23 protein-coding genes and 1 pseudogene are annotated in these 26,211 nt (G+C 32.6%); 13 read left to right on the forward strand and 11 right to left on the reverse strand.

The window, feature by feature from the left end:
- Positions 1–5 precede the first annotated feature (5 nt).
- Positions 6–578, reverse strand: a complete 573-nt coding sequence (locus ACP7AV_RS14135; protein WP_426092501.1) for a DUF1543 domain-containing protein — start codon at positions 576–578, stop codon at positions 6–8.
- An 87-nt stretch (positions 579–665) separates the two neighbouring features.
- Here ACP7AV_RS14135 and ACP7AV_RS14140 point away from each other — a divergent pair, with 87 nt between their 5' ends.
- Positions 666–1,166 (forward strand): hypothetical protein, encoded by a 501-nt coding sequence (locus ACP7AV_RS14140; RefSeq protein WP_426064606.1) that lies wholly within the window; start codon positions 666–668, stop codon positions 1,164–1,166.
- Positions 1,167–1,247: 81 nt separating this feature from the next.
- Here the strand turns inward: ACP7AV_RS14140 and ACP7AV_RS14145 are convergent, their stop codons facing one another.
- Positions 1,248–2,195, reverse strand: coding sequence for a TerC family protein (locus ACP7AV_RS14145; RefSeq protein ID WP_426064608.1), 948 nt, complete (start codon positions 2,193–2,195; stop codon positions 1,248–1,250).
- A gap of 289 nt (positions 2,196–2,484) precedes the next feature.
- Between ACP7AV_RS14145 and ACP7AV_RS14150 the strand changes: the two genes are divergently transcribed.
- From ACP7AV_RS14150 to ACP7AV_RS14195, 10 genes are all read left to right on the forward strand, one after another.
- Complete coding sequence (locus tag ACP7AV_RS14150) at positions 2,485–4,674, forward strand: glutamine synthetase III (RefSeq protein ID WP_426092502.1); 2,190 nt, start codon at positions 2,485–2,487, stop codon at positions 4,672–4,674.
- Positions 4,675–5,317: 643 nt separating this feature from the next.
- Positions 5,318–6,208 (forward strand): hypothetical protein, encoded by an 891-nt coding sequence (locus ACP7AV_RS14155; protein ID WP_426092503.1) that lies wholly within the window; start codon positions 5,318–5,320, stop codon positions 6,206–6,208.
- Between the two features lie 67 nt (positions 6,209–6,275).
- Positions 6,276–6,800, forward strand: coding sequence for a hypothetical protein (locus tag ACP7AV_RS14160; RefSeq protein ID WP_426092504.1), 525 nt, complete (start codon positions 6,276–6,278; stop codon positions 6,798–6,800).
- Positions 6,801–6,804: 4 nt separating this feature from the next.
- Positions 6,805–7,209 carry a hypothetical protein gene (locus tag ACP7AV_RS14165; RefSeq protein ID WP_426064613.1) on the forward strand — a complete coding sequence of 135 codons (405 nt, stop codon included), beginning with the start codon at positions 6,805–6,807 and terminating at the stop codon, positions 7,207–7,209.
- Between the two features lie 35 nt (positions 7,210–7,244).
- A complete protein-coding gene (locus ACP7AV_RS14170; RefSeq protein WP_426064709.1) occupies positions 7,245–7,535 on the forward strand; it encodes a CsgE family curli-type amyloid fiber assembly protein in 291 nt (96 codons plus the stop codon).
- A gap of 16 nt (positions 7,536–7,551) precedes the next feature.
- Positions 7,552–7,953, forward strand: a complete 402-nt coding sequence (locus ACP7AV_RS14175) for a curli assembly protein CsgF (protein WP_426092505.1) — start codon at positions 7,552–7,554, stop codon at positions 7,951–7,953.
- Between the two features lies 1 nt (position 7,954).
- Complete coding sequence (locus ACP7AV_RS14180; protein ID WP_426092506.1) at positions 7,955–9,313, forward strand: CsgG/HfaB family protein; 1,359 nt, start codon at positions 7,955–7,957, stop codon at positions 9,311–9,313.
- Positions 9,314–9,388: 75 nt separating this feature from the next.
- A complete protein-coding gene (locus ACP7AV_RS14185) occupies positions 9,389–10,882 on the forward strand; it encodes a carboxypeptidase regulatory-like domain-containing protein (protein WP_426092507.1) in 1,494 nt (497 codons plus the stop codon).
- Positions 10,883–11,117: 235 nt separating this feature from the next.
- Positions 11,118–12,296, forward strand: a complete 1,179-nt coding sequence (locus ACP7AV_RS14190) for an AIR synthase related protein (RefSeq protein WP_426092508.1) — start codon at positions 11,118–11,120, stop codon at positions 12,294–12,296.
- 62 nt (positions 12,297–12,358) lie between these two features.
- Complete coding sequence (locus ACP7AV_RS14195) at positions 12,359–12,718, forward strand: hypothetical protein (protein WP_426064618.1); 360 nt, start codon at positions 12,359–12,361, stop codon at positions 12,716–12,718.
- Between the two features lie 190 nt (positions 12,719–12,908).
- On the opposite strand, the gene ACP7AV_RS14200 is transcribed toward ACP7AV_RS14195, so the two are convergent.
- From ACP7AV_RS14200 to ACP7AV_RS14225, 6 genes are all read right to left on the reverse strand, one after another.
- The gene (locus ACP7AV_RS14200; protein WP_426092509.1) at positions 12,909–15,737 is read right to left on the reverse strand and encodes a M16 family metallopeptidase; all 2,829 of its coding nucleotides are present in this window, start codon (positions 15,735–15,737) and stop codon (positions 12,909–12,911) included.
- An 869-nt stretch (positions 15,738–16,606) separates the two neighbouring features.
- Complete coding sequence (locus tag ACP7AV_RS14205) at positions 16,607–18,760, reverse strand: PAS domain S-box protein (RefSeq protein WP_426092510.1); 2,154 nt, start codon at positions 18,758–18,760, stop codon at positions 16,607–16,609.
- 859 nt (positions 18,761–19,619) lie between these two features.
- On the reverse strand, positions 19,620–20,204 hold the full coding sequence (locus tag ACP7AV_RS14210) for a hypothetical protein (RefSeq protein WP_426092511.1): 585 nt from the start codon (positions 20,202–20,204) through the stop codon (positions 19,620–19,622).
- Positions 20,191–20,334, reverse strand: a complete 144-nt coding sequence (locus tag ACP7AV_RS14215; RefSeq protein ID WP_426092512.1) for an RNA polymerase sigma factor — start codon at positions 20,332–20,334, stop codon at positions 20,191–20,193. The genes ACP7AV_RS14210 and ACP7AV_RS14215 overlap by 14 nt, the downstream gene beginning before the upstream one ends.
- A 39-nt stretch (positions 20,335–20,373) precedes the next feature.
- The gene (locus ACP7AV_RS14220; RefSeq protein ID WP_426092576.1) at positions 20,374–20,703 is read right to left on the reverse strand and encodes a sigma-70 family RNA polymerase sigma factor; all 330 of its coding nucleotides are present in this window, start codon (positions 20,701–20,703) and stop codon (positions 20,374–20,376) included.
- Positions 20,704–20,787: 84 nt separating this feature from the next.
- A complete protein-coding gene (locus tag ACP7AV_RS14225) occupies positions 20,788–22,119 on the reverse strand; it encodes an alpha/beta hydrolase family protein (protein ID WP_426092513.1) in 1,332 nt (443 codons plus the stop codon).
- Between the two features lie 342 nt (positions 22,120–22,461).
- Between ACP7AV_RS14225 and ACP7AV_RS14230 the strand changes: the two are divergent.
- Together ACP7AV_RS14230 and ACP7AV_RS14235 are read left to right on the forward strand one after the other, a co-directional pair.
- Positions 22,462–22,626, forward strand: a pseudogene (locus ACP7AV_RS14230) (IS3 family transposase); the annotation flags it as partial.
- 266 nt (positions 22,627–22,892) lie between these two features.
- Positions 22,893–23,042, forward strand: a complete 150-nt coding sequence (locus ACP7AV_RS14235; protein ID WP_426092577.1) for an IS3 family transposase — start codon at positions 22,893–22,895, stop codon at positions 23,040–23,042.
- Between the two features lie 244 nt (positions 23,043–23,286).
- On the opposite strand, the gene ACP7AV_RS14240 is transcribed toward ACP7AV_RS14235, so the two are convergent.
- From ACP7AV_RS14240 to rimO, 3 genes are read right to left on the reverse strand one after another with little or no spacing between them, the layout of a single operon-like run.
- The gene (locus ACP7AV_RS14240) at positions 23,287–24,189 is read right to left on the reverse strand and encodes an N-acetylmuramoyl-L-alanine amidase (RefSeq protein ID WP_426092514.1); all 903 of its coding nucleotides are present in this window, start codon (positions 24,187–24,189) and stop codon (positions 23,287–23,289) included.
- Between the two features lie 33 nt (positions 24,190–24,222).
- Positions 24,223–24,699: a hypothetical protein gene (locus tag ACP7AV_RS14245; RefSeq protein WP_426092515.1), complete on the reverse strand. Its 477-nt coding sequence runs from the start codon at positions 24,697–24,699 to the stop codon at positions 24,223–24,225.
- A 37-nt stretch (positions 24,700–24,736) separates the two neighbouring features.
- Positions 24,737–26,050 carry a 30S ribosomal protein S12 methylthiotransferase RimO gene (gene rimO / locus ACP7AV_RS14250; protein ID WP_426092516.1) on the reverse strand — a complete coding sequence of 438 codons (1,314 nt, stop codon included), beginning with the start codon at positions 26,048–26,050 and terminating at the stop codon, positions 24,737–24,739.
- Positions 26,051–26,211 lie beyond the last annotated feature (161 nt).

Genomic DNA, 26,211 nt, shown 5'->3' on the forward strand with positions numbered 1-26,211 from the left:
TTAATTTAATCTTTAATTTTTTTCAATTTTAAATATCCTATATGCAGCGTATTTTGTTCTAATTGAATTTCAGACTTGGTGATTTTTAACGAATATAAAGCTTTGAATTGCGATGGCAGCATGTCTGCAACATTATAAATATCGTCTACATCAATTCCATATTGATCGTCAATATGTGAAGGTGCGTCTTTGAAACCACAATGTTTATAAAATGCAGTTTTTTTTGATTTTTTTGATGCCAATGCTAAACTACCAGCAACTGTGATTATTTTATAATGGTACTCTTCAAATTCATTTTCTTTGTAACCTCCTAAATTGATGAAGAATAATTGTTCTGGTGTAACTTGTGTTTCAGTATTTTTTGGAACAATTTCAATAGAGAAGTCATCAACTACAGAAACTTCTCGCCAGGCATCGATGTGAATTTTACCTTTAGCTTCTGGCCAAAAAAGATTTATTTGCGGAATCAATTCTTTTAAGGATGTGCCAATTCCAAAAAAAATATCATGCTGTTCTGTAAACCGTCCTTCTGGAATACAGCCTAGCATTATCATGTATAATTTAAATTCTTTTTCCATAATTCAAAAGTACATTATTTTATAAAATAAAGTTTGGCACAATTAGTGGATAGAGTTTTTTAAGATAAATTATAAAAACGATAAAGAATGAAAAAAATTACCTTATTTTTAGTTTTCATCGGGATGATGGCACTACAAAGTTGTGAAGTAACCGAAGTATATGATGATGTTGATAATGGACCAAGAACTGAAGTGTTTGAAGTTACTACTTCATTTAATTATAATAATAATTACAGTAGGTTGGTCGTATTTGATCCACCAATTTATTCCTCTGATTCTGTTTTAGTATATCATTTGTATGATACGGTCAATGGACAAGATATATGGAAGCTAATGCCTCAAACGTATTATTTTAATGATGGTGGTGAGTTAGATTTCAATTTTGATTATTCTAGATTTAACGTAAATATCTTTCTTTCGGCTAATTTTAGTCTTAATACTGTACCGTCGAGTTGGACACAAAATCAAACTTTTAGAATCGTAATCATACCAGGTAGTTTTGCTAAAACGGTAAATAAGAACAATATTGATTCTGTAATGTCAGCGTTAAATGTTAATAACAGTGCAATTAAGAAAGTGAATTTGTAATAATTGATTGTTTGATATTAAAACAGAAAAGGGAAATCGCAATATGATTTCCCTTTTTTTTATGGTGTAGTTTCTTGAGTTTTAGACGAATTCTTTACTGCTTTTTCGTAACGAAACAACAATTCCTAAAATAAGGGCAATTGCTATAAATGCTAATGATCCCCATTCCGGAATTTCAATGAAATCATGAAGTAACATCTTAAGGCCCACAAAACTTAGAATTGCAATTAAACTGTATTCTAAATAACTGAATTTAGCTAACATATTAGCGAGGAAGAAATACATGGATCGCAATCCTAAAATGGCAAATATATTAGAACTAAAAACTAAAAAAGGATCGTTTGTGATGGCTAAGATTGCGGGAACGCTGTCAATAGCAAATACTACATCCATAACTTCAATTACTACTAATGCAACAAACAGTGGCGTTGCAGCAGTGATATGTCTTCTTTTTACAAAAAAATGCTCCTCATCGATATGATTAGAAATTGGCATTATTTTTTTGAGTGTTTTATATACAAATGATTTTTTAGGTTGGAACTGCTCATCCTCGCCACTAAATAACATTTTCATCGCAGTATAGATCAGGAAAGCACCAAAAACGTAGGTCGTCCAAGAAAACTTATTGATTAGCATAACCCCAAAGAATATCATTAATCCTCTGAAGATTATGGCACCTAATATTCCCCAAAACAATACACGATGTTGGTATTTCTGTGGAATTTTAAAAGCAGCAAAGATGATTGCAATCACAAATATGTTGTCAATACTTAATGATAATTCAATCAAGTAACCAGTGATGAATTTTATTGCGGCCGTTGTAGGTTTCAGATTATCTGGATTAGCAAGATAATCTGTAGTGTAAAGCCAATAAACTACTCCGGAGAACATAAATGATAATACGACCCATATTGCCGTCCATTTTCCTGCTTCTTTGGAACTTATAATATGTGGCGTTTTATTAAAAACTCCTAAATCAAGGGCTAAAAAAATCAAAACCGCGGTTAAAAAAGAAATCCAGACAATCATAAAGTTGGTATTTATATTCTGCGTAAAGATACTTTTTGATTTTTTAACTTAATAGATATTTCAAGGAAAAATGGATAACTGATGTTCTTTTGGTTTTTTTTAGGATTTATTACTAAAAAAATATGATCCATTAAAATTACCAAGTTCTGATTTTTGATACTTTTTTTTATGAATTTGATAAATTTTGGGAATTAGCCCATAAAAATTAGAGGTAAAATTTTATAAAAGTAATAATTAATTTATATTTGCATCAAAATAATAGGGGTCTAATTAATTAAAATCAATTTTTATGTCAACATTACGTTTTCAAGCTTTGAGAGAAGCATCGACTAGAAAGCCAGTTAAATTTGAAGAATCTGATAGGAAATCAACTATTTTTGGTGCAAATGTCTTTAATGATAAAGCAATGAAGCAATATTTAACTTCAGATGCTTTTAAAGGCGTGCGCGATGCAGTACAGCATGGAACTAAAATAGACAGAAAATTAGCAGATTATATCGCTATGGGTATGAAAGAGTGGGCCTTGGCTAAGGGAGTTACTCATTATACACATTGGTTTCAACCACTTACAGGAACGACTGCTGAGAAACATGATGCTTTTTTTGAGACATCTTATGATGGTAGCGATGCGGTAGAGAAATTTGGAGGAGCTCAATTAGTACAACAAGAACCTGATGCTTCTAGTTTCCCGAATGGTGGAATTAGAAACACCTTTGAAGCAAGAGGATATACCGCCTGGGATCCTACATCTCCAGCATTTATTTTTGGAACTACATTATGTATACCTACCGTTTTTATTTCGTACACGGGAGAAGCTCTAGATTATAAGACACCTTTATTGCGTGCTTTAACGGTTATGGACGAAGCAGCTACCGAAGTATGTAAATATTTTGATAAAAATGTAAAAAAAGTTACTGCAACCCTTGGATGGGAACAAGAATATTTCTTAGTAGACAGAGCGTTAGCAAATTCTCGTCCTGATCTTATTATGACAGGAAGAACTTTGCTAGGACATACTTCTGCAAAAGGACAGCAATTAGATGACCATTATTTTGGATCAATTCCAACACGTGCTCTAACGTACATGAGAGATTTAGAGCAAGAATGTATGTTGTTAGGTATTCCTGTAAAAACACGTCATAATGAAGTAGCGCCAAACCAATTTGAGTTGGCACCGATTTTTGAAGAAACAAACTTGGCAGTAGATCACAATTGTTTGTTGATGGACGTGATGCAAAAAGTGGCTGAACGTCATGAATTGAAAGTGTTGTTTCATGAAAAACCTTTCAAAGGAGTGAATGGTTCAGGGAAACACAATAACTGGTCATTAGCTACTGATACTGGTGTAAACTTGTTGAGCCCAAGCAAAACGCCAATGAGTAATTTACAGTTTTTGACTTTCTTTATTAATACGATCAAAGCGGTAAATGATAATGAATCATTATTAAGAGCAGCGATAGCTTCTGCAAGTAATGATCATAGATTAGGTGCAAATGAAGCGCCACCAGCAATTATATCAGTGTTCATTGGTGGACAATTGACTAAAGTTTTAGCGGAGTTAGAAGGCGTAACTACAGGGAAATTATCTCCAGAAGAAAAAACCGATTTAAAATTAAACGTTGTAGGGAAAATTCCAGATGTTCTCTTGGATAATACGGATAGAAACAGAACTTCTCCATTTGCTTTTACAGGAAATAAATTTGAATTCAGAGCAGTAGGTTCCACGGCTAACTGTTCTAATGCAATGACGACTTTGAATGCAATTGTGGCGAAACAATTAAGAGACTTTAAAGTGGAGGTTGATGCTTTGATTGATTCAAAAGACATGAAGAAAGACGATGCAATCTTCAATGTTTTAAGAGAATACATCAAACAATCTAAAAAAATTCTTTTTGAAGGCGACGGATATAGCGAAGAATGGGAAATTGAGGCCAAGAAAAGAGGCTTGAGTAATTTCAAAACAACTCCTGAGGCATTAAAAGCAAGGGTTTCTAAACAATCTTTGGATCTTTTTTCTGAATTGAATATCATGAACCATATTGAGGTTGAAGCACGATACGAAATTGAATTAGAAGAGTATACCAAGAAAATTCAAATCGAAGGTAGAGTTCTAGGTGATATTTCAAAAAATCACGTAATACCAACAGCAATCCGTTACCAAAATACTTTAATTGCAAATGTAAAAGGATTGAAAGATATTTTTGGAGATGATTTTGAAACTATAGCGAAAGAGCAAATCGTTTTGATTAAAGAAATATCAGGTCATATCGAAGGAATCAATTCTAAAGTTGAGGAAATGACAAATGAGAGAAAGATTGCAAATAACTTGACCGACGCTCAGGAAACGGCAGAAGCTTATTGTAATAAAGTAAAACCATATTTTGAAATCATCAGAAATCATTGTGACAAATTAGAGTTGTTGGTAGACAATGAAATCTGGACTTTAACTAAATACAGAGAGTTGTTATTCACTAAGTAATAACAAGCATCATTTTAATAAGAATGCCTATCCATTTTGGGTAGGCATTTTTTTATGGTTACACTTTGAGGTTGACAGTTTTATTTTTTTGGAAATTATTTAGCGCTAATAATCGTTCACTTGGTATTCTTTCCTATTCAAAAAACACTTCTCGTGAAAAATTATCTAGTATATAGTTGAAACTACTAAAAAAATGGAGGTTGTGTCAAAAATTTTAACTATCCCTATTATGTACTTACATGAGGAGAAGTTTTTCACAATTCGAATTGCAATTCGAAAATTAATTTACAAAACTATATTTTTTAATTGACTGTCATTTAGTTAGATGTATAATGGTATTTTAGTATTGGTTTTTTCTATTTTGTCTTTGGGAGTATTTTTCTTATTTATTAATAAGGTATTTTAGCCGTTCATCGATATAGATTTACCTTTCATCGAAAAACAATAATTAATTGAAAAACAAGTATATATGCCGTATTATTTTATTAGAAATCTTTTCTATCTTTGAAATGTGATAGTTCAATAAGAGATAATTTAATACATTATATCTTGTTATTTATTACCTAAAAAAAGTAATCGCCCCAATTATTTTTTTATAACCTACATGATAATTTGTATTAATAACCAATTAAATATATTTATTATGAAAAAAGTAGTTTTAAGCATCTCCGCGATGCTATTTGTAGGATCAGTAGCATTCGCTCAGACAGGTGCCGGTCCAGTTGCTGGGGTAAATGGAAGTGTTGTCGCTCAATCTGGATTATCGCAAGATGCATTTGTTGATCAAATGGGAACAAATCAAAAATCAAAAATCAAACAAACAGTTCAAAGTAACGAAGCTGATGTTTATCAAGGGGTAAAGCCTGGTACAATAGGTTCCCCAAACAGATCTGCAAGTAATACAGCTGATGTTGATCAAGCGGGGATTGATAACAATGCGTTTATTTCTCAAAATAATTGGGATAACAATGCTACACAAAAACAAGTAGGAAACGAGAATGATGCTACAATTTGGCAAGATGAAATTTCAGTTTCTTTATCTTCATTAGTGGGTGATGATACTGCTACTCAAACTCAAACAGGTAACAAAAACAAAGCTACTATTGATCAAGGTACTTCTGGTAATGCGCCTATTCCAACTATGTCAGTTTTTCCACTTATGACTTCACTTAGTTCTGCAATACCCTTTGCACCTCATGGAAAAAACGATGCTACGCAAACCCAAAAAGGGAATTTTAATGAAGCATATGCTAGTCAAGGAGGAATGAGAAATAGATCCATTCAAAACCAAGATAGCAATGGTCGTTCGACAAGTGCTTCTGCAAGAAATGTGTCTAACCATTATCAATATGGCGATGATAATTATGCTATGTCTACTCAAACAGGATATAGAAATTTAGAAAATATTCTGCAAGAAGGAACGGGTCATAAGTCATTTACAACTCAATCTACTTCAGTTATTGGACCAGGAAATAATAGTTCTGTATCACAACAAGGCAACAATCATACATCAACTGTTATTCAAAGCAATTAATACAATTATTAAGGACAGGATAGCTCAAAAAAAGCTATCCTGTTTTTTTAAATTTTAAAAAAAAAAGATGAAATCCTCATTTTCAAATATTGTTATAATGTGCGTTTCTTTTGCAACTGTGTCTTTTGCACAAGGAACAGCGGTTAATAATGATTACAGTCAAAAAAGTTCATTTCTTTTATTTTCTAAGGAAAATTTGCAATTAGTCTCTAACACGATAAAAAATCAAGAAGATTTATTGGGATCTAAAAAGTTGCAAAGAGATGTGATGATTCAGCAAGTAGGATCTTTCAATTACGTAAATGCAAATCTAAAGGCGAAAGACATCAATGTAGCTTTAGTGCAAAACGGTATTGATAATGAAATTTTTATGGATAAAAATGCCAATTCAATTGTTCAAAAAATTGTGCAAGAAGGGCAAAGTAACTATGTCAAAGATTTTTCATTATATGTTAATTACGATATAAATATGGAAATTATTCAAAAGGGAAATAATCAAAATATTCAAAATTATGGCACAAATTCCCTATCAAAAAATATGAAAATAATACAATCTGGCAATGGTGCTTCTGTAATTATAATAAATAAATAAAGACATGAATATTTCCTTTCAATATAAATTTTTGTTTTTGCTAATAATTCCATTTTTGTCTTATTCACAGATAACTAATACAATTGTTAAGGCAAAAATCGAAATTGAAGAAGTTGAAGGAAATATAAAAATAACTGGTACTGCGGAAAATTTATCTGATATAGTTCAAAGTTTGTCTTATCAATTATCAGTTATAAAAAACAACAACGAGAGTGGAAACCAATCCAATAATAAACAAGAGGGATTTTTTACTCTTAATAGAAGTGAAAATAAAAATTTATCTACCACTCAAGCTAATATAGGGAGTGGGGATGAGATTATAATTTTATTACTCTTTTATAATGAAAATAAAGAATTAATAGGAAAAGATAGGGTAGTAGTTGGTGACAAAAAAAAAAAGATGAAATAATAGTTCTTCCATCCGATGGATTTGAATTAATCGGTATTGTAACCGATGATACAAAAACTAAAGTTGGTAAAGATTTTTATGATTTGTATTATTACTTATATAACGATTATAAAATCAATGCAGGAAAAATAGTTACGTTAAACGAAGAATTTAGTTTCGCCAGAAACACGAAAATAATTATCAGCATTGATAATGAAGTAGTGTATGAATTTTTAGCTAAACCAGATGAAGAGTATCTGAATGAAATGGCTCAACAATCTATTTATGCAACTTATCTGTATTTAAAAAATGTAGAAAAGCAAAGCAAATATTTCACTCAATATTAACCTTATTTTTTATCTTATGAAATTTCTATTTTCAGTAACAATCATTTTACTGGCATTGTCAGTGAACGCTCAAGATTTAGTTTATAAACCAAAAAACCCTGCTTTTGGAGGTGATACATTTAATTACCAATGGTTGGCAAGTTCTGCGGAATCTCAAAATAAATTTAGGGAAGTTTCTTCTTCTCAAACTCAGCAAACAGAGTTGGAACGGTTTACCGCGAATTTGAACGCACAATTATTGAGCCAACTATCTAGTTCTCTTTTCAGACAACAATTTGGGACAAATGGCATAACTGTAGGGACCTATACTTTTGGTAGTTTGGCAGTTGAGGTATACCCGTCATCTGGAGGACTTACAGTTGATATTCTCGATACAAAAACAGGCGAGCGAACTCAAGTAATCATCCCAAATCAGTAATATGCGATTACAAACCTACTCAGCGATCCTATTTGTTTTTTTATTCTTAAGTTGTGGTGCTTATTACAATCAGCCAACAGGTGTTGAAAAAGCAGTTATTGGAGAAAGTACTCCAGCCAGTTCTTTATTAAAATCACTCCCAAAACCAAAAGAACAAATTGTGGTTGGGCTCTATAAATTTAGAGATCAAACAGGTCAATATAAAGCTTCTGAAAACGGAAGTAACTTTAGCACTGCTGTTACTCAAGGGGCAACTTCAATATTAATTAAAGCACTTGAAGATTCAAAGTGGTTTATACCCATTGAGCGTGAAAATATTGGAAATTTACTTCAAGAAAGAAATCTGATACGCTCCACCAGGCAGGAATATTCAAAAAAAACAGATCCTAATGAAATTCAAATAACGCCTTTGCTGTACGCTGGCGTATTGCTTGAAGGTGGGATTATTTCTTATGACTCTAATATAATTACAGGAGGATTTGGTGCAAGATATTTTGGTACTGGTGGCTCCGTAAAATATAGACAAGACAGAGTAACCGTTTACCTACGCATGATTTCTACTTCAAATGGAAAAATAATGAAATCAGTTTATGTTTCTAAAACTATACTTTCTCAAGCAATTGATCAAAGTCTCTTTAAATATGTAAATTTTAAAAGACTTTTGGAAGTAGAAACAGGTTATACAACTAACGAACCGATCCAAATGGCAGTAACAGAGGCGATTGAGAAAGCGGTTTCTTCGCTTGTTTTAGAAGGTATTAAAGACAATATTTGGGAAACAGATGCTCCTAAACCTGAAATCGATGCTGTAATGTTGAAATATAATGAGGAAAATCAGGAAGCAGATGTAGCCGCAATTTACGGAAGACACCTTCAAGAAAGAAGATCCAAGTTAGCCATAGAGATTACAAGCGGAGCTACATTGATGGATGGCGATTACGGAAGTCCATTATTACGACCAATGGTACGAGGGGCAGTAAAATATTTTATTACGCCAAATTTTAATCTCAGTGCATCAACTAATGTTATAAATCTTGCAAATAAAAATCGTTTAGATGTCGGTTATGTAACATTCGATCTCAATGGGGAGCTTATCATATTGCCAAAAGACAAATTGAGTCCCTTTATATTTGCTGGTGGAGGTTTTGGTTCAAATAGGATCTATGATAATGCGCATATTAAAGTTCAGTATGGTTTAGGATTGGAATATATGATTTCAGACAAAATTGGGATAAAATTATATGGTGAGCATAACTTAAATTTTAGTGATAATATTGACTATTTACAAAGAGGAGTAAGGGATGATTACTATTATCGTTTTGGCTTAGGGATGACCTATTATTTTTTACAAAAAAGATAGAAAATATAAAAAATCAAGATAATAGTAAAACGCTTTTAAAAAATGGTTATTTTAAAAAATCTTAATTCTGTAATAATGAAAAATATTTATCTAAAATCTAGTTTGGTACTTTTAGTAATGCTTTTTTCTTGTAGTGAGGAAAAGATTACCGGAGAAGACTATGGGACCGTTGAAGGAAAAGTTGTAAGTTCAGTAACGTTTTTGCCTTTAGCAAATGTAAAGGTATTTTCAAATCCAAGTTCAAGCATAGTTTTTACAGATAAAGAAGGAAAATTTTCTATTTCGGGAGTGAAAATTGGACAATATTCCTTTGAAGCTCAAAAAGAGGGTTATGTCACAAAATTTGAACCTGCAAATGTTAATATAAATAACGCAACAAATATTGTATTCGAACTTAAATTGTCGACGACTAATAATAAACCGCCAACAGCTCCAATATTAGTTACTCCAAAAGATAATGCCCAGAATCAAAATTTGGAATTAAATTTAATTTGGACTGCTTCTGATCCTGAAAAAGATAGTCTCACTTATGAAATTACTTTGCGAAAAGATAGTAGTAGTGATATTGTAGTTTTTTCAAAGATCACTAAACCAAATTTTAGTTTAAAAAATCTTACCTACAGTACTAAATATTATTGGCAAGTTTCTGTATCTGATGGGGTAAATGTACCTGTTTTGAGTGAGGTACGCTCTTTTACTACAACTTCATTTCCAAACGCTCGTTTTACATTTGTAAAAAAAGTAAACGACAATAATGTTATTTACTCAGGCAATGATGGGGGGAATATAATACAATTAACAAGTTCAAATATGAACAGTTGGAGACCCAGAAAAAATAAGCAATCCAATAAGATTGCATTTATAAGGGCTAGTGGGGCTCAAAATCATATATACACCATGAATGAAGATGGTTCAGGAGTTTTTAAAGTGACAAATTCGATTCCTATTGCAGGATTTAATAGTGAATTTATTAATTTTTCGTGGAATACTTCAGGTAGCCAGATAATTTATCCCTATTTTGATAAATTATACAGGATAAATAGTGATGGCAGCGGACTGACTAAAATATATCAAACTGCAGATGGTAAGTTTATTTCAGAATGTGATTGGAGTTTTGATAATACAAAAATAGCATTGAAGGTTAATAATGCTAATGGTTATAACGCAGAAATATTCGTTATTAACACTTCGGGTGTCATTATAAATCAGGTAATATCTGGATTTACCGGCGCAATTGGGGGATTAAATTTTTCGGTAACAGGCCAAAAAATAATTTTTTCAAGAGATATTTCCGGATTTGAAGATGCAAACTATAGACAATTAGATACTAGGGTTTTTCAACATGTTTTTAGTGCTAGTGTCACTTCTGAGATAGGAATTGATAAGCAGGTAGGGACTTTAGATTTAGATGCTCGATATTCTCCAAACGAAGCCGAAATAATTATTGTTAATACTTCTAATGATGGGCTGTCTGTAAAAAATATTGTTCGATTTACCCCTGCTATAAATAATTTAGGTGCATCTAGAGTGGTATTATTTTCTGATGCATACATGCCTGACTGGGAGTAATTTATTGAGCCATTGAAATATAATAAAAATGTCTATCTGTATCCGGTGGACATTTTTTTTTGACAGATTTTTTTAAGAGATTCTTCTCTTAGATGCTAAACTTAGGGTATAAATAAATTTTGCTAGACCATTTTATCAAGAAACACTTATTGTGACTCAATAGTTAAAACCCAAAAAAATAATTATCTTTGCCACACAACTACCTGTTTAAAAGCAGGCTTCACAACTATATTACATGAGTTCAGATACTTCAAAAAGATATGCACTTCGCGGTGTTTCAGCATCCAAAGAAGATGTTCATAATGCCATAAAAAACATTGATAAAGGGTTATTTCCACAAGCTTTCTGCAAAATTGTCCCTGATTATTTGACGCAAAACGAAGAATACTGTTTGATCATGCATGCGGACGGAGCCGGGACTAAATCCTCTTTGGCGTATATGTATTGGAAAGAAACAGGAGATATTTCCGTTTGGAAAGGTATTGCTCAAGATGCTTTAATCATGAATATTGACGATTTATTGTGCGTGGGTGCAACGGATAATATTTTGCTTTCTTCTACAATTGGAAGAAATAAAAACTTAATCCCTGCCGAAGTAATTTCAGCAATTATCAACGGAACTGAAGAATTAATCAAAGAACTGGAGTCTTTTGGTGTAACCATACATTCAACTGGAGGAGAAACGGCAGATGTAGGCGATATAGTTCGAACGATAATTGTAGATTCAACAGTTACAGCTCGAATGAAGCGTTCTGAAGTTATTGATAATGCAAATATTAAAGCGGGTGACGTAATTGTAGGATTGGCTTCTTTCGGTCAGGCCACTTACGAGAAAAGCTATAATGGCGGAATGGGAAGTAACGGATTAACATCAGCGCGTCATGATGTTTTCGGGAAATATTTGGCAACCAAATATCCGGAGAGTTTCGATGCTTTAGTTCCTGAAGAATTAATTTATTCCGGACTAGTAAAATTGACGGACGTCGTTGAAAATTCACCAATCAATGCCGGACAATTAGTGCTGTCCCCAACCAGAACCTATGCACCAATCATCAAGAAAATTTTAGATCAATATTCTTCCAATGAAATTCACGGAATGGTGCATTGCAGTGGAGGAGCGCAAACTAAAATTTTACACTTCGTAGAAAATTTACACATTATAAAAGACAATTTATTTTCTGTTCCACCATTATTTCAGTTGATTCAAGCACAATCTAAAACGGATTGGAAAGAAATGTACCAAGTGTTTAATTGTGGTCACCGTATGGAAATTTATGTGCCGGAAGCAGTTGCCGAAGATATTATTGCGATTTCAAAATCATTCAATGTCGATGCACAAATAGTAGGTAGAGTAGAAGCTGCTACTTCAAAAAAACTGACTATAACCAGTGAATACGGAACTTTCGAATATTAAAAAGCTTCAATTTAACTTCAATTTTCAATCTTTCAATTCTTTAATCTTTTAATTTTTTAGCTATGTACGAATTGGTTTTTTGGAAATATCTTGAGGGAATTTATCTCAACCATCACTTAGTTTATGAAACTATTACAGAGGAGCAAGCTGAAATTGAAGGACTGGAAGAGTTACCTGTTACAGTTATCTTAAATAGAATCGCTTCGGTATTTTCAAAATGGGATAAAGTGGACGATAGTAGTTGGAAAAATAAAAATGGTGCAGGTGCTTTTCACATCAGAACGACGCCCCAAAGTATAAAAATTGATTGTTATGGCACTGAAGGCAAAACAATGGATACTTTAGTGAATATAATGGCAGAATTCAAATGCCCGCTGTACGATCCGCAAGTTCCGGAGCGTCATGACGAAATGAACGAATAAAATTGAGGAGCTAATCCAGCGCTCCGTTACAATCCTCCCTTAAATAAAATATTTTTCTAAATCCTGAAAGGAGCTTCCGTTGGTCGCTCTTTCAGGACAAGAAAAATTATTTTTTTTGCGGTAGGGATTTTCACTTCGATCTGGGCTAAGACAATCAGTAATGTGTAACCCAAATTAGTTTAAAATCAGCTTATTTTACCTTTGGTTTATTCAGAAGAATTGGTGATCCAAAACCAATTTGCTCTAGTTTTATCAACTGCGTTTCAGCATCGCCCACCACTAAATAAATCATTTTATCAGCATTCAAATACTTTTCTGAAAGCTTTTTTATGGCGTCAATAGTGCTGTTTTTTACAATTTTTTCCTGTTGTTTGGCATAATCATCAGCGTAATTGTAGTTGCTAATTTCATAGAGCATTTGCAGTTTAGAAGACAGGGTCTCAAATGCTCGGGCATTACTTTTAATTAGATATCCTTTAGTCACCTCAAGATCATTCTCGGTAAAGTTTTTACCATATTGTGAAAGTATTTCTTTGATCAAACTAACGGATTCAAAGGTAACATTGGAACGTACACCGCTCGAAACTGTAAATGGACCTTTGTTGACAGAACCATTAAACGAAGAATTGATACCATACGTATATCCTTTTCCTTCACGCAATTGTTGAGTCAATTGTGAGGCAAAACCACCACCACCCAAACGGTAATTCATGATTTGAACAGGATAAAAATCAGCATCAGTGGCTGCAAGTGCAGGATATCCTATGCTAATTACAGATTGTTTTGCACCCGGAACATCATAAAAATAAATTTTTGAAGAACCTACCGTATTTGTAGTTATCGTTTTCGGAAACGGAACATCTTTAGCCTCCCAGTTTTTATTTAAAGTCGCTAATGAATTGGTCACATCCGTTTTTGAAACACCACCAACAATTTGAAAATTAGTAACTGATGGAGCTATGTTTTTAATGTAATAATTTTTTAAATCATCAATAGTAATACTGTTGATAGAGTTTTCGGTACCGATGCGGTTGTTGGATAAAATTGATTCTTCGCCATAAATTAATTTTTTGAATTCATTTCTCGCAATACTATTTGGATCTGCTTTTTGTTGTAAAATTTGGCTTAAAGCACTTTGTTTAATCAATTCAAATTCTTTAGTATCCCAGCGCGGTTGTGAAATTATTTCCTGAACTAATGCCATAGTTGCATTGTAATTCTTAGTTAAGGTATTTCCTGCAATAAAAATGGATTCATCAGTTGCATACGCTCTAATGGTTGCGCCAAGACTTTCGATAGCATTTTCCAGCTGTTCCGGAGTTTTATTTTTGGTTCCTTTTGTCATCTGTTCCGCTAACATATTCGAAACGCCTATTTTATCCGTATTTTCAAGCAACATTCCGCCTTTTATTTGCAGTTGAAATTGAACAAGCGGTACTTCATGGTTTTCGATTCCTAAAACATTTATCCCCGATGATAACTTATTTTTCCACACTGATGGTAATTTTACATCAGGGCTTTCTCCATAAGCTGGTTCTTTGCTTCGGTCAAATTTAGAAGGTGTTTTTTCATAAGTTGCAGCAACACTGGCATCAAAGGAGTCTTCTTTTCCTTCAACGATTTTTTCCTCAACAACTGCGGCCAATGTTGAACCTGCCAATGTTAAATTTGCCTTTCCTTTTGGAACAAAACTAGTGGCAACAAAATGCTTTCCTTTGATGTATTTTTGATACACAAGCATCACATCTTCGGTGGTTACCGCAAGAATATTTTTAACATCTTGGTTGATGTAATCCGGAGTTCCTGCAAAAATTTCATATTGCGCCAGTTGGAATCCTTTTCCTGATACACTAGATAAATTCGTGTAAAAAGCCGTTTCTTGGCCGGCTTTAATTCGATTTAAATCCTGTTGAGAAATTCCTTCAGTTTCAAAGTTTTTAAAAGCTTCGTTCACGCCTTTCATTACGTCATTCAAATTTATTTTTTCAAATGCCGTTACGCTCAACATATACTGACCCGCTATTTCTGAATTGTATTGGAAAACTTCAGCGGCATCTGTTAATTTTTTATCTTCAACTAAAGTTTTGTACAAAGGAGCTTTTTTACCTTTTGAAAGATAACTTGCCAAAACTTCCAATGCATAACTGTCCGGATGGTATTCATAAACGGAAGGCCATGTCAGTGTGAGTTGCGGTAACTTGGCAAAATTATCTTCATAATACAGTTTTTTAGTTTCGGACAATGTTATCGACTGCTTTTCCATTTTAGGAATTGCTTCACCACGTTTTATTTCTCCAAAATATTTTTCGACCCAAGCTTTCGTTTGTTTAACATCAAAATCTCCGGCAATAGTTAGCGTAACATTATTTGGCACATACCAGAGATTGTAAAAACTTTTTACATCTTCAAGTGTCGCATTTTGTAAATCTTCCAAAGAACCAATAACGTCCCAATTGTAAGGATGCGTTGCCGGGTATAAGTTTTTAGAGATTACTGAAAAATTATGTCCGTAAGGTCTGTTGTCATAACTTTGTCTTTTTTCATTTTTAACGACCTGTTTTTCTTTGGCTAAAACCGGTTCTGTTACCGTAGTGATGAAATAACCTAGTTTATCGGCTTCGGCCCAAATCATTTTTTCTAAAGCATCTTTTGGAACAGTTTGAAAATAATTAGTGCGATCTCTGCTGGTCGAACCATTAGCACCTTCACCACCAATACGTGCGCTCATTTTATCCAAACCTCCTTTTCCTAAGTTTTCCGATTCCAAGAAAAGTAAATGCTCAAATAAATGCGCAAATCCGGTGCGACCCGCTTTTTCTCTGGCAGAACCTACATGGCTGGTCAAAGCAACTGCAACCACAGGATCTGAGCGGTCAATATGCAGGATGACTTGCAATCCGTTTTCTAAAGTGAATTTTTCAAATGCTACTTTGAACTCTTTTGATTTTTGATTTTGGGCATGAGATGAAAAAGTACTAAAAAGCACCAAAAAACACATTAATAACTGGATTGGTTTCATTTTTTTAATTTAGGTTCAACGTTATTTTTATAGCAAAGAATATTTTGCTTTAGACACTAAAAGTAAGAAAAAATAAAATAATAAAGCATTAGCAGCTGTTAAGTTGGATTTTGTCTTTTAGTTTATTATCCGCAGCGCAACATATTTGGAAAATTAGAAATGTAACAGCAAAAAAAATTAAAACCATTCTTTATAATTTATATTTGGTTGTCCTTAATATTCAACTTTAAGTTAAATACAAACATGGATTTTAACTTTTTTCATTCTATAGTTTTGGAGAGTGAAAATGTTTTAAAGCTCTTAACGGTGTCAGATTTCAAAAATTTATTGGAAATTTCCATCAATAAGCGGGAGACTTGGGAATATTATTTGGTGCACACCATTAGTAGAGAAAATCTGGAGAAAACACATTTAAATTGCGTTAAAATCCAGAGAAAAGCGAAAAGAATTTTCCTTTGTAGTTTTCGATAAAAAATCAGGAAAATAGGCGGGAAGCACTCGTTTTTATGATATTAATATTCAATTTCAAAAACGATAATTAGACGACAATTGGTATGGAAAGCAGTTTCGTGGAACATGATTAAATAAGCATTGTAAATTTTTATTGTTTCAATTTGCCTTGAAAACTTTAGCAATGTGACTTGTTGAATTTATATTGGATTTTAATAACAAACAAAGAATTGCCGCAATGGGAAGTATAGGTTGCAAAAAAGAAGAGTGATGCGCAATCAAGTGCCAACTTAAGAAAGTGATGATCACCGTGACGGTATTATGCTAAGTATTTTAAGAAACGACTGGTTTGATAGGGTTAGAGAATCTGAAAAGCAAATTATAGTGCAAAACTAGTGATATTGGATTCCGCGTCATTTTTAAATCATCGTATCAGCATTTCCTTTTCTGAATCCGATTAACTGTCGATATTTTGATTGGGATTCTTTCAAATCTTTTTCCATTTGTTTGTATTTGCTAATGTCTTTTATAGTTACAACTGCTGCGACCACATTGTCATTTTGATCCACTAATGGTCTGCCGCTTATCAGCACTCTTTTCTTTTCCTGAGCTATTGGATTCCAAAGAATAATTTCAATATCAGAAGTCGCTTCCCCGCTTAGTGCGCGTTCCATAGGTAAGTTTTGCGAAGGGAAAATGGTCTTTTCATCAGGGAAATAGAGCTCGAAGTGATTGCTTAAATTAGTAGATATCTTATCGTCTTCTTCAATTCCAAAAATCTCATTGGCCATATTATTGGCCATGATTATTTTTTTATCGGCATTTGCCACAATAATTCCTTCACTGATATTTTCAACTATTAGCCGTAATTTCTCTTCATTTTCGTAGAGATCATCAATGGCATTTTGTTGTTTGTCTTCTAATTCGACAAGCTCCGTTACATTACGTCCAACAGAATAAAACACACTATGTTGAAGGTCAATATTACTATTCCAATCAATCCATTTATAAGAATCGTCTTTACAAAGAAACCTGGTTCTGAAATTGATAACGGATTCTCCTTTCAAATGTTTTTGTAGTATTTCGGCGGCAGTTTGTTTGTCATCCGGATGAATTAAATCTATGAATTTCATTTGATTCATGTCTTCTTGATTGTAGCCAAGTGTTTTGGTAAAAGCGGGATTGATTTTAATAAAATGTTCATCTTTTGCCACTGTTAAAATATCAAAAGCCATATTAAAAAACATATTTGATATTTTTAAAGATTCTTCATTTTTAATCAAATCAGATACATCGCGGACAACCGCATATATAATTCCGGTTTGAAGATCGATTGTACTCGTCCAGTCCAACCATTTATAAGAACCATCTTTCAGGCGTTCCCGAACCGTATGCGTGACAACAGAATCACTTATTCTTAGTTTTGTGATACCATCCATGAAAATCACAGCATCGTCAGGATGTATGAAACTCAAAAAAGGTTTGTTAATTATTTCATGTTGTTCATATCCAAGAATTCTGGAGAAAGCAGGATTAACTTTTACAAAATTCTGATCTTTAATTACGACAAACATATCAAATGACATGTAAAAAAAGGTATTTGCGACATTTAACGCGTTTTCAATTTCTTTTTTGTCCGTTATATCGCTGGCTACGGCATACAATAAGCCATTTTTTAAATCTGGGAATACTGACCAAACCAGCCATTTGAAAGATCCGTCTTTACAAATATACCGGTTTTCAAATTTAATTGATGAGGCGCCGGTCTGCAACTTTAGCACTTCTTTTTTAGTGATTTTGATATCATCCGGGTGCGTAAATTCTAAGAAGTTTTTGCTCAATAATTCTTCTTCGGTGTAGCCTAAAATTTTACTGACGGCCGGATTTACTTTTATAAATTTATCCATAGAGGAAATAATCATCATGTCTACTGACATCATAAAGAATGTATCAGCGGCTTTAGATGATTCTTCTAATTTTTTTCTTTCGGAAATATCCGTAAAAATCCCACCAATGGCATAAATCCGTTTAGCAGAATCGTACAAAGGAAATTTAACAGCGATGTATGTATGTTTCCCGTCCCATTGTTCAATAATTTCCTCTGTTTTCAATTCTCTAGATGCTTTTAGTACCTCAAAGTCGGTGTTGCGATACGTATCAGCTGTTGTTGCAGGCAAAAAATCATGGTCTGTTTTGCCTATTACTTCTTCATTTGAAATTTTAAATAAAGATTCAAATTGTTTGTTAATCAAAAGATATTCTCCATTTATTTTTTTGATGAATATTGGACTCGAAGTAGTATCAATAACTGATTGCAGCAAGTGTTTATTTTCCAAAAGTAAATTTTGAGAAATATTTTTCGCCCGAAGTTGGGACCGAATTATAAAATAAACAACGGTCAGCAAAATAAGGGAGAGAATTATCAATGCAATTTCTAACCAATTTAGGGAATTATCCAAAGCTTGGTTTCTTTGTTTGTCAATCCTTAAAATAAAAACCCAAGCTATTGCAAAAACAACCAACAAGTTGATGATAAATCCTATGATTATTTTTTTTTCTAATGAAATTTTCATATTTGTACGGTATAAAAATTAAATAGTAGTAATCGCAATATTTAAAATAGAGATATTCGGATTAAGTGTATGAAAGTTAGTTAATTAAATTGAATTGTTAAGTGGTTTTGAAAGATTTGTTATGGCTTTTCGCACCAATGGAAAGTAATAAAAAGTTGTCCATAATATTTTTTAGTCGTAATTCTCATCTGTCTTAAATAAAAATTCTGAAAGACATGCTTTATCAAATCCTGAAATATTTTGTTGACATTTTTTATTCGCTGGCTGATAAAAACAATAAGAATGTAAATCATGACTGCAAAAAAGAAGGAAACCAAAATGACATGCTTGGTCTAGATAAGTAACAATAATAAGAGGTAGCCCGGAAGCCAAATTTGTGTTACATTCGATCGTTAAGTAGAGGTAAAGTAACAGATTTGTACAAAGAAAGTTTAAGTAATCGATTTGTAAACGTTAGAATTGTGCTCTAAATTAAAATTAATGTTGGCTACAAATGAGTGAAAATTGGAGTCAATTCGTCTAAAAATCCGCAAACCAATTTTTTTGTTTCGCCGACTGTAAATACATTTGATTTAAACTACAATTAAAATTCTTTCTGGGGAAAAGTCATTTGCAGATTTCTAAAATAAAACACGAAAATACCAATTATAAAGCTCATAAAAAAAAGATAAAAAATCCTCTTGAAAATCCCTCTCAAAACTTTAAGTAAGCTTGTTGTATGAGTAGACTTATAACCGGACGCATTCAACAAGAGTTTACTTCACTATAGGTAAATTTATTTTGGTGTTCAATGATTTTAATTCATTGTTCGTGCTGCTCAAGCAACGAAACTCTGACTGTTGTAAGCTATTGTTTTTGTTTAATGATCTAATTCTTTTAACAAAAATTCTGCTTGTTGTAATGTGTTCTTGTATTTTTTTGAAACCCATTTCGAATAGTATAACAAAAATATATAACCAAATGAAAAAGAAAAAATCCAAAAATACTTGCTTTTAGAAATTTCAGTTTCTCCAAAAAGTTTAGAAAGTAAAATAATAATACCTACTAATAATAAATAAGATAACGTGGTACTTATTTTATGAAGTGTATAAAATCGAATTTTTTGGGTTGCAAAATCTTTTAATGTTTCTGAATATGTTTTATTTGTATCAACGCCATTATTGAATTGCAGAAGACTGATTAAACTAATTACTGGGATTAGTAATAAAAGAACAATGGTTAGAATGCCCGTTCCTTTCAATAAATTGGTGTTTAATTTATCAAAATGTAACCCAATGTAAATAACGCCAAGAATGCAAATCAGAATGCCGATTATTTCAGGATAAATAATTTTTTTAAAATTTGATTTGTATTTAAATGTTGTTATTTGGTCAGTCATTTTTATATCTATTTTTTCCTGGCCGGATACTTCACTCCAAGAGTTTTTTAAATCATCTAGTTCCATAATCAGTTTTGTTATTTATTTGTTTTTTCAACTTTTCTTTAATACGTGCCATTTTTGTTCCTACATTGCTTTCAGACAGCCCTGTAATTTCGGCAATTTCCTGGTAGCTTTTGTTTTCTGAATATAGCATTACAATTCCTTTATCCAGTAAATTAAGATTATCGAGATGTTATTTCAACAGGGTTACTTTTTCTTCAAAATGGTTGTTTTCATCCTCATTTACATCTAAATATTGATCCGCTATTGGAACAGTGGTTATTTTTCTTTTTGCAGTTTTTAAATTATAAATGGCAACATTCATAGCAACTCTATACAGCCAAGTGTTAAAACTTGATTTTTGATTGAAACTGTCAAATGATTTCCAAAGGTTATAAATGATTTCCTGTAATAAATCCTTTCTATCATCAATCGTGTCGGTGTAAATTGATGCAATTTTGTAGATTGTACCTTGATTAGCTTTTATGGCAGTTGTAAATTTTTCTTTTTTATCCGTTAAGATTTAATAAAATAGTTACTATCAAAATTACTTACTATGAACCAATATCCAATCGGAAATTTGCTTTAGCACAAATGGTGCTATCGTTTACGTTATAGAACTGTATTCGTTCATTTCACCGGATACACATTCTTGAAATAAATGATTGAGATTTGGAATTTCAAAGATTGAAAAATCTTTATTACGTCCTTTATTTAAAGCCTTTGTAATTTCCTCTTGATTAATTTTTGGCTGAACCTGCATGTCTTTACTGCCATTTAAAGCAAGGACAGGACAAGTTACTTTTTCGAGCTCATTTGCTGGATTATAATTATAAAAGTATCTGTTCCAAGGAGAGGTTCTTATTTCGATTAGGTTGGCAATAATTTCTTCAATTTTTGCGGCAGAATTAATTATTGGTTTCAACATGGGAACTATAGCTTCATGATAGTGTATTTTTAAATCTTTTCTGATGTCAACTAATTCTTTATCTGTAGCGGCTATTTGAATAGCTTTTTTGATTGCGGACTCATACAAAGCTTCATCTTGCACAGGAAAACCTCTTGTTTTTTTTGAAAGATAGAGTGAAACTTCACTTCCAGAGATTCCTGTTCCTCCAAGCATAACTATAAAGGAAATATTTTTATTGAGATTGGCAACCATTGGTGCAATAATAGCCCCTTCGCTGTGGCCAATCAGTCCAATTTGCTTGCTAAATTTCCTCGATTTTAAATATTTAATAGCACTCAAGACATCGGTAGCCAAATCTTTTGATGTTGCAGCACTATGGTCGCCGGTAGATTTTCCCACACCTCTGTCATCATAACGGAACACCCCAATTCCATGTCTCGTCAGGTAATCCGAAAGCACAAGAAACGGCTTGTGTTCATAAAAAGTTTCATCCCGATCTTGTGGTCCACTACCGCTAATTAATATAGCAATTGGATATTCCCCAGTTCTGTCAGGAAGTGTAAGTGTTCCTGATAAAGTTATATTTGCTTCGTTATTGCGGAATGTTATTTCTTCTTCTTTATATGGATATGGTTTTACTGGTTCTTGAGGTCTTTTAAAAGCATTGTGAGTTTCAATTTGTACTTTTTTTAGAACCAATGGCAAAGCATTTAAACCTTCAGTAAAAATTCCATCTATTTGTTGCAAATCTTTTTTGAAGGTGCCTTGGTATTTAAAACCCAAATTCGACCCATCGACAACTAATTTTTCATTTGAAAAAACAGTTTTCTTTGGTTTTAGATTTGCAGCTCTTAGAGCAGGAATGTCTATTGTTGTTGAGAAATTTTCGCCACTTTTTTCAATAGTGAAATTGAAAACAACGGGTTCACTTTTTCCACTTTCAATAATACCGCTCCATTTACCTGAAAGGTCTTGAGCATGAGAAGCAATAAAAAAAAACAAAATTAAAGGGATGATAATTTTTTTCATTTTTCTAAATTTAATTTATATTAAACAATTGCCTTGATTGTGAAGTCACTATTCTATTAGTGTAGCAAACGTTAGAAAAATCACAGTATAAAGCATTTTTTTTATTTAAAGTACAATAGCCTGCAAGTTTTGGGGCTTACCGAAGAAGCGGAATTAGAAGCATAAATGTTCAATTTAACACTGAACTAGCTTTTATTCAAAACGCATGTTGACATTTGTCTTTCCTGTTAATGTTTTATTTGTATTGCAATCTTGATTTGCTTTATTGATAATTATCAAGTGATTAAAGAGTTGATAAAACGCATTTATTATAAAGATAAAGGTCGCTAAGGTTACAGGAGGACAACAGATGAAATGAACCATAGAGGAATAAGTATCAATCATAAAACCGCTTCAAGATTAATGAAACTATTAGTGCTAAAAAGTTTAATTAGAGTAAAAAAATACAAATTTTACAAAGTAGAGCAAGGTAAAATAGCTTTAGACCTTTTAAAAGAGGAATTTTAAAGTGAAAGCTCCAAATCAAAAATGGGCAACCGATAAAACCAAATTTAATATCTCTCGAAAGAAACTGTAGTTATGGGCTATTGTTGCCTTATTTAATCAAGAAATAATTAGTTATAAACTTACCGAACGGCCTATTATTAATCGAGTAGTTGTGATTCTCGAAAAAACATTTAAAAAGACACCTAACACACTAATTTGAGCTTACAATAGACCAAGGCTGGAAATGCCATATGAAACAATAGCAATACTAGTCAAAAGAAAAAGGAATTAAACAAAGTATGTACAGAAAAGAAAATTGTTTAGATAATGCTATCATAAAAAACTTTTTTGGAATACTAAAATCAGAATTAATCAACATACATAAATTTGCAAGTTTAGATGAACTAAAGCGGGAAATCAAACAATGTGTAAACTAGTACAATAGTGAAAGAATTAAGTCAAATGTGAACAAAATGTGCCCGAGACAATATCGAGTTTCCTATTTTTAAAATTGATTATAAATTTGTCCAAACTTTTGGAGGCAGTTTATTTTGGAAGCTTTTTTATTTTAAAATTAGTAAGCTTAAGAAATTAAATGGAAAGAAAAGAGCTGATTATAAATAGAAAACGGTTTTTTGAAAGAATCAAAAAACCGTTTTTATTAGGTAAGAATACAATAGATTATTGCTTTTTATAAATAGAATAAATCGTATTTATCGTTTTTTCGTCCAATAGACCATTCACTTCGTTCTGAATGAAATGAAGTTTGAAAGCCATAATTGCTGCAGTCAGATTTTTAGTGTCGTATCCTATGATTCGCAATCCTTGTTCTGCATTGAAATCAATTGGTGCTGTTTCTAAAAATTCATCAGGCCAAACTCCGAAACCTTTTTCGGCTAATATTTTCCAAGGAAATAATGCACTTGGATCTTTTTTTCTTGTTGGTGCAATATCCGCATGACCTATGATATTTTGCGTTGGAATGTTGTACTCTTTTTTTAATTTAGTCAAAAGAGCCAGTAAACTATTAATCTGTAATTCAGAAAAAACCTCTAAACCGTTATTATCCAGTTCGATTCCTATTGAATTTGAATTTATATCGGTGTTTTTTCCCCATGAACCATTGCCGGCATGCCAGGCACGTAAGTAATCGTTCAGCATTTGAACTACTTTTCCATCATCTGAAATGAGATAGTGGGAACTAACCTTAGTCTCTATTTTTGTAAACGTTTTGATAGTTTGTTGCAATGAATCCTGTGCAGTATGGTGAATAACAATTAAATTAGGTTTGCGTAAGTTAAAATTTACTGTTCCTACCCATTCGGTGTTAATCCCATTTTCGAGAGGTGTTGAGCCCATTTTGAAAATTGTATCCTTATACGTATGCAATTGTTTAGTGTATAAAGTGTCAATATTCATCGACACATAAGGAATCTCAGGTAAAGGTTGCGAATCCTTATTGGATATGGTTTTTTTTAATGTTTTTAATTTAGTATCGTATATTTTTTCGCTCTTTTTAAAACGATTTGGCGCGCAAGAAATGATGGCAACAGCAAAAATTAAATAGTAAAAAATTTTTCTCATATTGGGAATTAATTTTTGTGTTTGACAAAAAAATTATTGTTTTGCTTTCTTTTTAGATTTCGATTTTTTAGGATTTTTTGCTTCTTCATTCATAGCAATATATTTTTCCTTTTGGTCTTTGTTCAATAATTCCATTATTTTCCTATCAGTAGTTTCTGAAAGAGCTTGAATGTTTTTTATTTTGTCCACTTGACTAACTTCTGCTTTTATAAGCATGCCTTGTGTTTTTATGCTCTCCACCAGAATATTAGATATTGCAATTTCCTGAAGTGCATCAAGAATAAGCTCTGGTTTTATTCGCTCCATGATTTTTCCAACCGTTACTTCAGCAGGAATTTCTTTAGGTTTTTCCTGAGCTCTAGTTTGGTCCATTCCGCTATTCATTCTGCGATTACTTCCGTAGCCATTCCCGTAACCGTTTCCATATCCTCCATTTCCGTATTGTGCCGAAACAGCATTGGAAAAGAACAGTACAAATGCAATAAGAACAATGGATTGAATAGCTTTCATATTAGCGTTTTTGAATGAATTTAAAAATTATCTGCAGTTATGCTGGTTCTCCGTATAAATCAAATTCTGTTGCCTCGGTAATTTTTATCATCACAAATTCACCTGTTTTTACGTAGTGTTTAGAGGCATCAATAAGAACTTCATTATCTACATCAGGACTGTCAAATTCAGTTCGACCAACAAAATGGGCACCTTCTTTTCGATCAATAATACATCTGAATGTTTGTCCTACTTTTTCTTGGTTTAAATCCCAAGAAATTTGAGATTGTAATTCCATAATTTCATTAGCACGTTCTTGTTTTACAGTATCCGGAACGTCATCTTCCAGTAAATAAGCATGGGTATTTTCTTCGTGAGAATAAGCAAAACAACCCATTCTGTCAAATTTCATTTGTTGGACAAAATCTTTTAATATGTTGAAATCTTCTTGCGTTTCTCCTGGATATCCTACAATCAAAGTGGTACGTATAGCCATTCCAGGAACAGCTGCCCTGAAATCTTTTAATAGTTTTGTTGTTTTCTCCTGAGTTGTTCCACGTCGCATAGATTTTAATACTGAATCAGCAATATGTTGCAACGGAATATCAATATAATTGCAAATCTTTGGTTCACGTTTCATGATTTCTAATACTTCCATAGGGAAACCGGTAGGGAAAGCGTAATGCAAACGAATCCACTCGATTCCTTCTACTTTTACTAATTCTTCCAGTAATTCTCCAAGTGCTCTCTTTTTATAAAGATCTAAACCGTAATAGGTCAAATCTTGAGCAATCAAGATTAATTCTTTTACGCCATTTTTGGCTAAACCTTCAGCTTCTTTTACTAATTTTTCAATAGTTTGCGAAACGTTTTTTCCTCGCATTAACGGAATCGCACAAAAGCTGCACGGTCTGTCACAACCTTCAGAAATTTTTAAATACGCATAATTTTTTGGAGTTGTAGTCAATCGTTCTCCCAATAATTCATGCTTATAATCGGCTCCTAAAGCTTTCAGTAATTGTGGTAATTCAGTAGTTCCAAAAAACTGGTCAACATTTGGTATTTCTTTTTCTAAATCTGGACGGTAACGTTCTGACAAACATCCGGTAACAAACACTTTATCAACCAGTCCTCGCTCTTTCTTGTCCGCATATTCCAAAATCATATTCACCGATTCAGCTTTCGCATTATCAATAAATCCACAAGTATTTATTACAATAATATTTCCCTCTTCGGCTTCTGGTGCTTCATGTGTAACATCTTTGCCGTTAGCGCGTAGCTGACCCATAAGCACTTCACTGTCATACACATTTTTCGAACACCCAAGAGTGATTACGTTTATTTTATTCTTTTTTAAAGACTTAGTTCTCATAACATTAGAATCCCGATAATTTGGGAATTTTGCAAAATTACAATTTTTTATTCAAATTGAACTTATTTCAGTTCCTTTTCAGATTTTTATGAAGCTATTCCTGCTGTACGCTACAAACAAAGTTCACTGAACTCCTATAAAAATGACTACTAGGTGAAGTA

This window comes from Flavobacterium sp. DSR3-2, from assembly GCF_049896525.1.
Lineage (GTDB): Bacteria > Bacteroidota > Bacteroidia > Flavobacteriales > Flavobacteriaceae > Flavobacterium.

Coding starts and splice junctions, on each gene's coding strand:
- ACP7AV_RS14135 (WP_426092501.1), bottom strand. CDS start 578: ATGGAAAAAGAATTTAAATTATACATGATAATGCTAGGCTGTATTCCA.
- ACP7AV_RS14140 (WP_426064606.1), top strand. CDS start 666: ATGAAAAAAATTACCTTATTTTTAGTTTTCATCGGGATGATGGCACTA.
- ACP7AV_RS14145 (WP_426064608.1), bottom strand. CDS start 2,195: ATGATTGTCTGGATTTCTTTTTTAACCGCGGTTTTGATTTTTTTAGCC.
- ACP7AV_RS14150 (WP_426092502.1), top strand. CDS start 2,485: ATGTCAACATTACGTTTTCAAGCTTTGAGAGAAGCATCGACTAGAAAG.
- ACP7AV_RS14155 (WP_426092503.1), top strand. CDS start 5,318: ATGAAAAAAGTAGTTTTAAGCATCTCCGCGATGCTATTTGTAGGATCA.
- ACP7AV_RS14160 (WP_426092504.1), top strand. CDS start 6,276: ATGAAATCCTCATTTTCAAATATTGTTATAATGTGCGTTTCTTTTGCA.
- ACP7AV_RS14165 (WP_426064613.1), top strand. CDS start 6,805: ATGAATATTTCCTTTCAATATAAATTTTTGTTTTTGCTAATAATTCCA.
- ACP7AV_RS14175 (WP_426092505.1), top strand. CDS start 7,552: ATGAAATTTCTATTTTCAGTAACAATCATTTTACTGGCATTGTCAGTG.
- ACP7AV_RS14180 (WP_426092506.1), top strand. CDS start 7,955: ATGCGATTACAAACCTACTCAGCGATCCTATTTGTTTTTTTATTCTTA.
- ACP7AV_RS14185 (WP_426092507.1), top strand. CDS start 9,389: ATGAAAAATATTTATCTAAAATCTAGTTTGGTACTTTTAGTAATGCTT.
- ACP7AV_RS14190 (WP_426092508.1), top strand. CDS start 11,118: ATGAGTTCAGATACTTCAAAAAGATATGCACTTCGCGGTGTTTCAGCA.
- ACP7AV_RS14195 (WP_426064618.1), top strand. CDS start 12,359: ATGTACGAATTGGTTTTTTGGAAATATCTTGAGGGAATTTATCTCAAC.
- ACP7AV_RS14200 (WP_426092509.1), bottom strand. CDS start 15,737: ATGAAACCAATCCAGTTATTAATGTGTTTTTTGGTGCTTTTTAGTACT.
- ACP7AV_RS14205 (WP_426092510.1), bottom strand. CDS start 18,760: ATGAAAATTTCATTAGAAAAAAAAATAATCATAGGATTTATCATCAAC.
- ACP7AV_RS14210 (WP_426092511.1), bottom strand. CDS start 20,204: ATGGAACTAGATGATTTAAAAAACTCTTGGAGTGAAGTATCCGGCCAG.
- ACP7AV_RS14215 (WP_426092512.1), bottom strand. CDS start 20,334: ATGCTATATTCAGAAAACAAAAGCTACCAGGAAATTGCCGAAATTACA.
- ACP7AV_RS14225 (WP_426092513.1), bottom strand. CDS start 22,119: ATGAAAAAAATTATCATCCCTTTAATTTTGTTTTTTTTTATTGCTTCT.
- ACP7AV_RS14240 (WP_426092514.1), bottom strand. CDS start 24,189: ATGAGAAAAATTTTTTACTATTTAATTTTTGCTGTTGCCATCATTTCT.
- ACP7AV_RS14245 (WP_426092515.1), bottom strand. CDS start 24,699: ATGAAAGCTATTCAATCCATTGTTCTTATTGCATTTGTACTGTTCTTT.
- rimO (WP_426092516.1), bottom strand. CDS start 26,050: ATGAGAACTAAGTCTTTAAAAAAGAATAAAATAAACGTAATCACTCTT.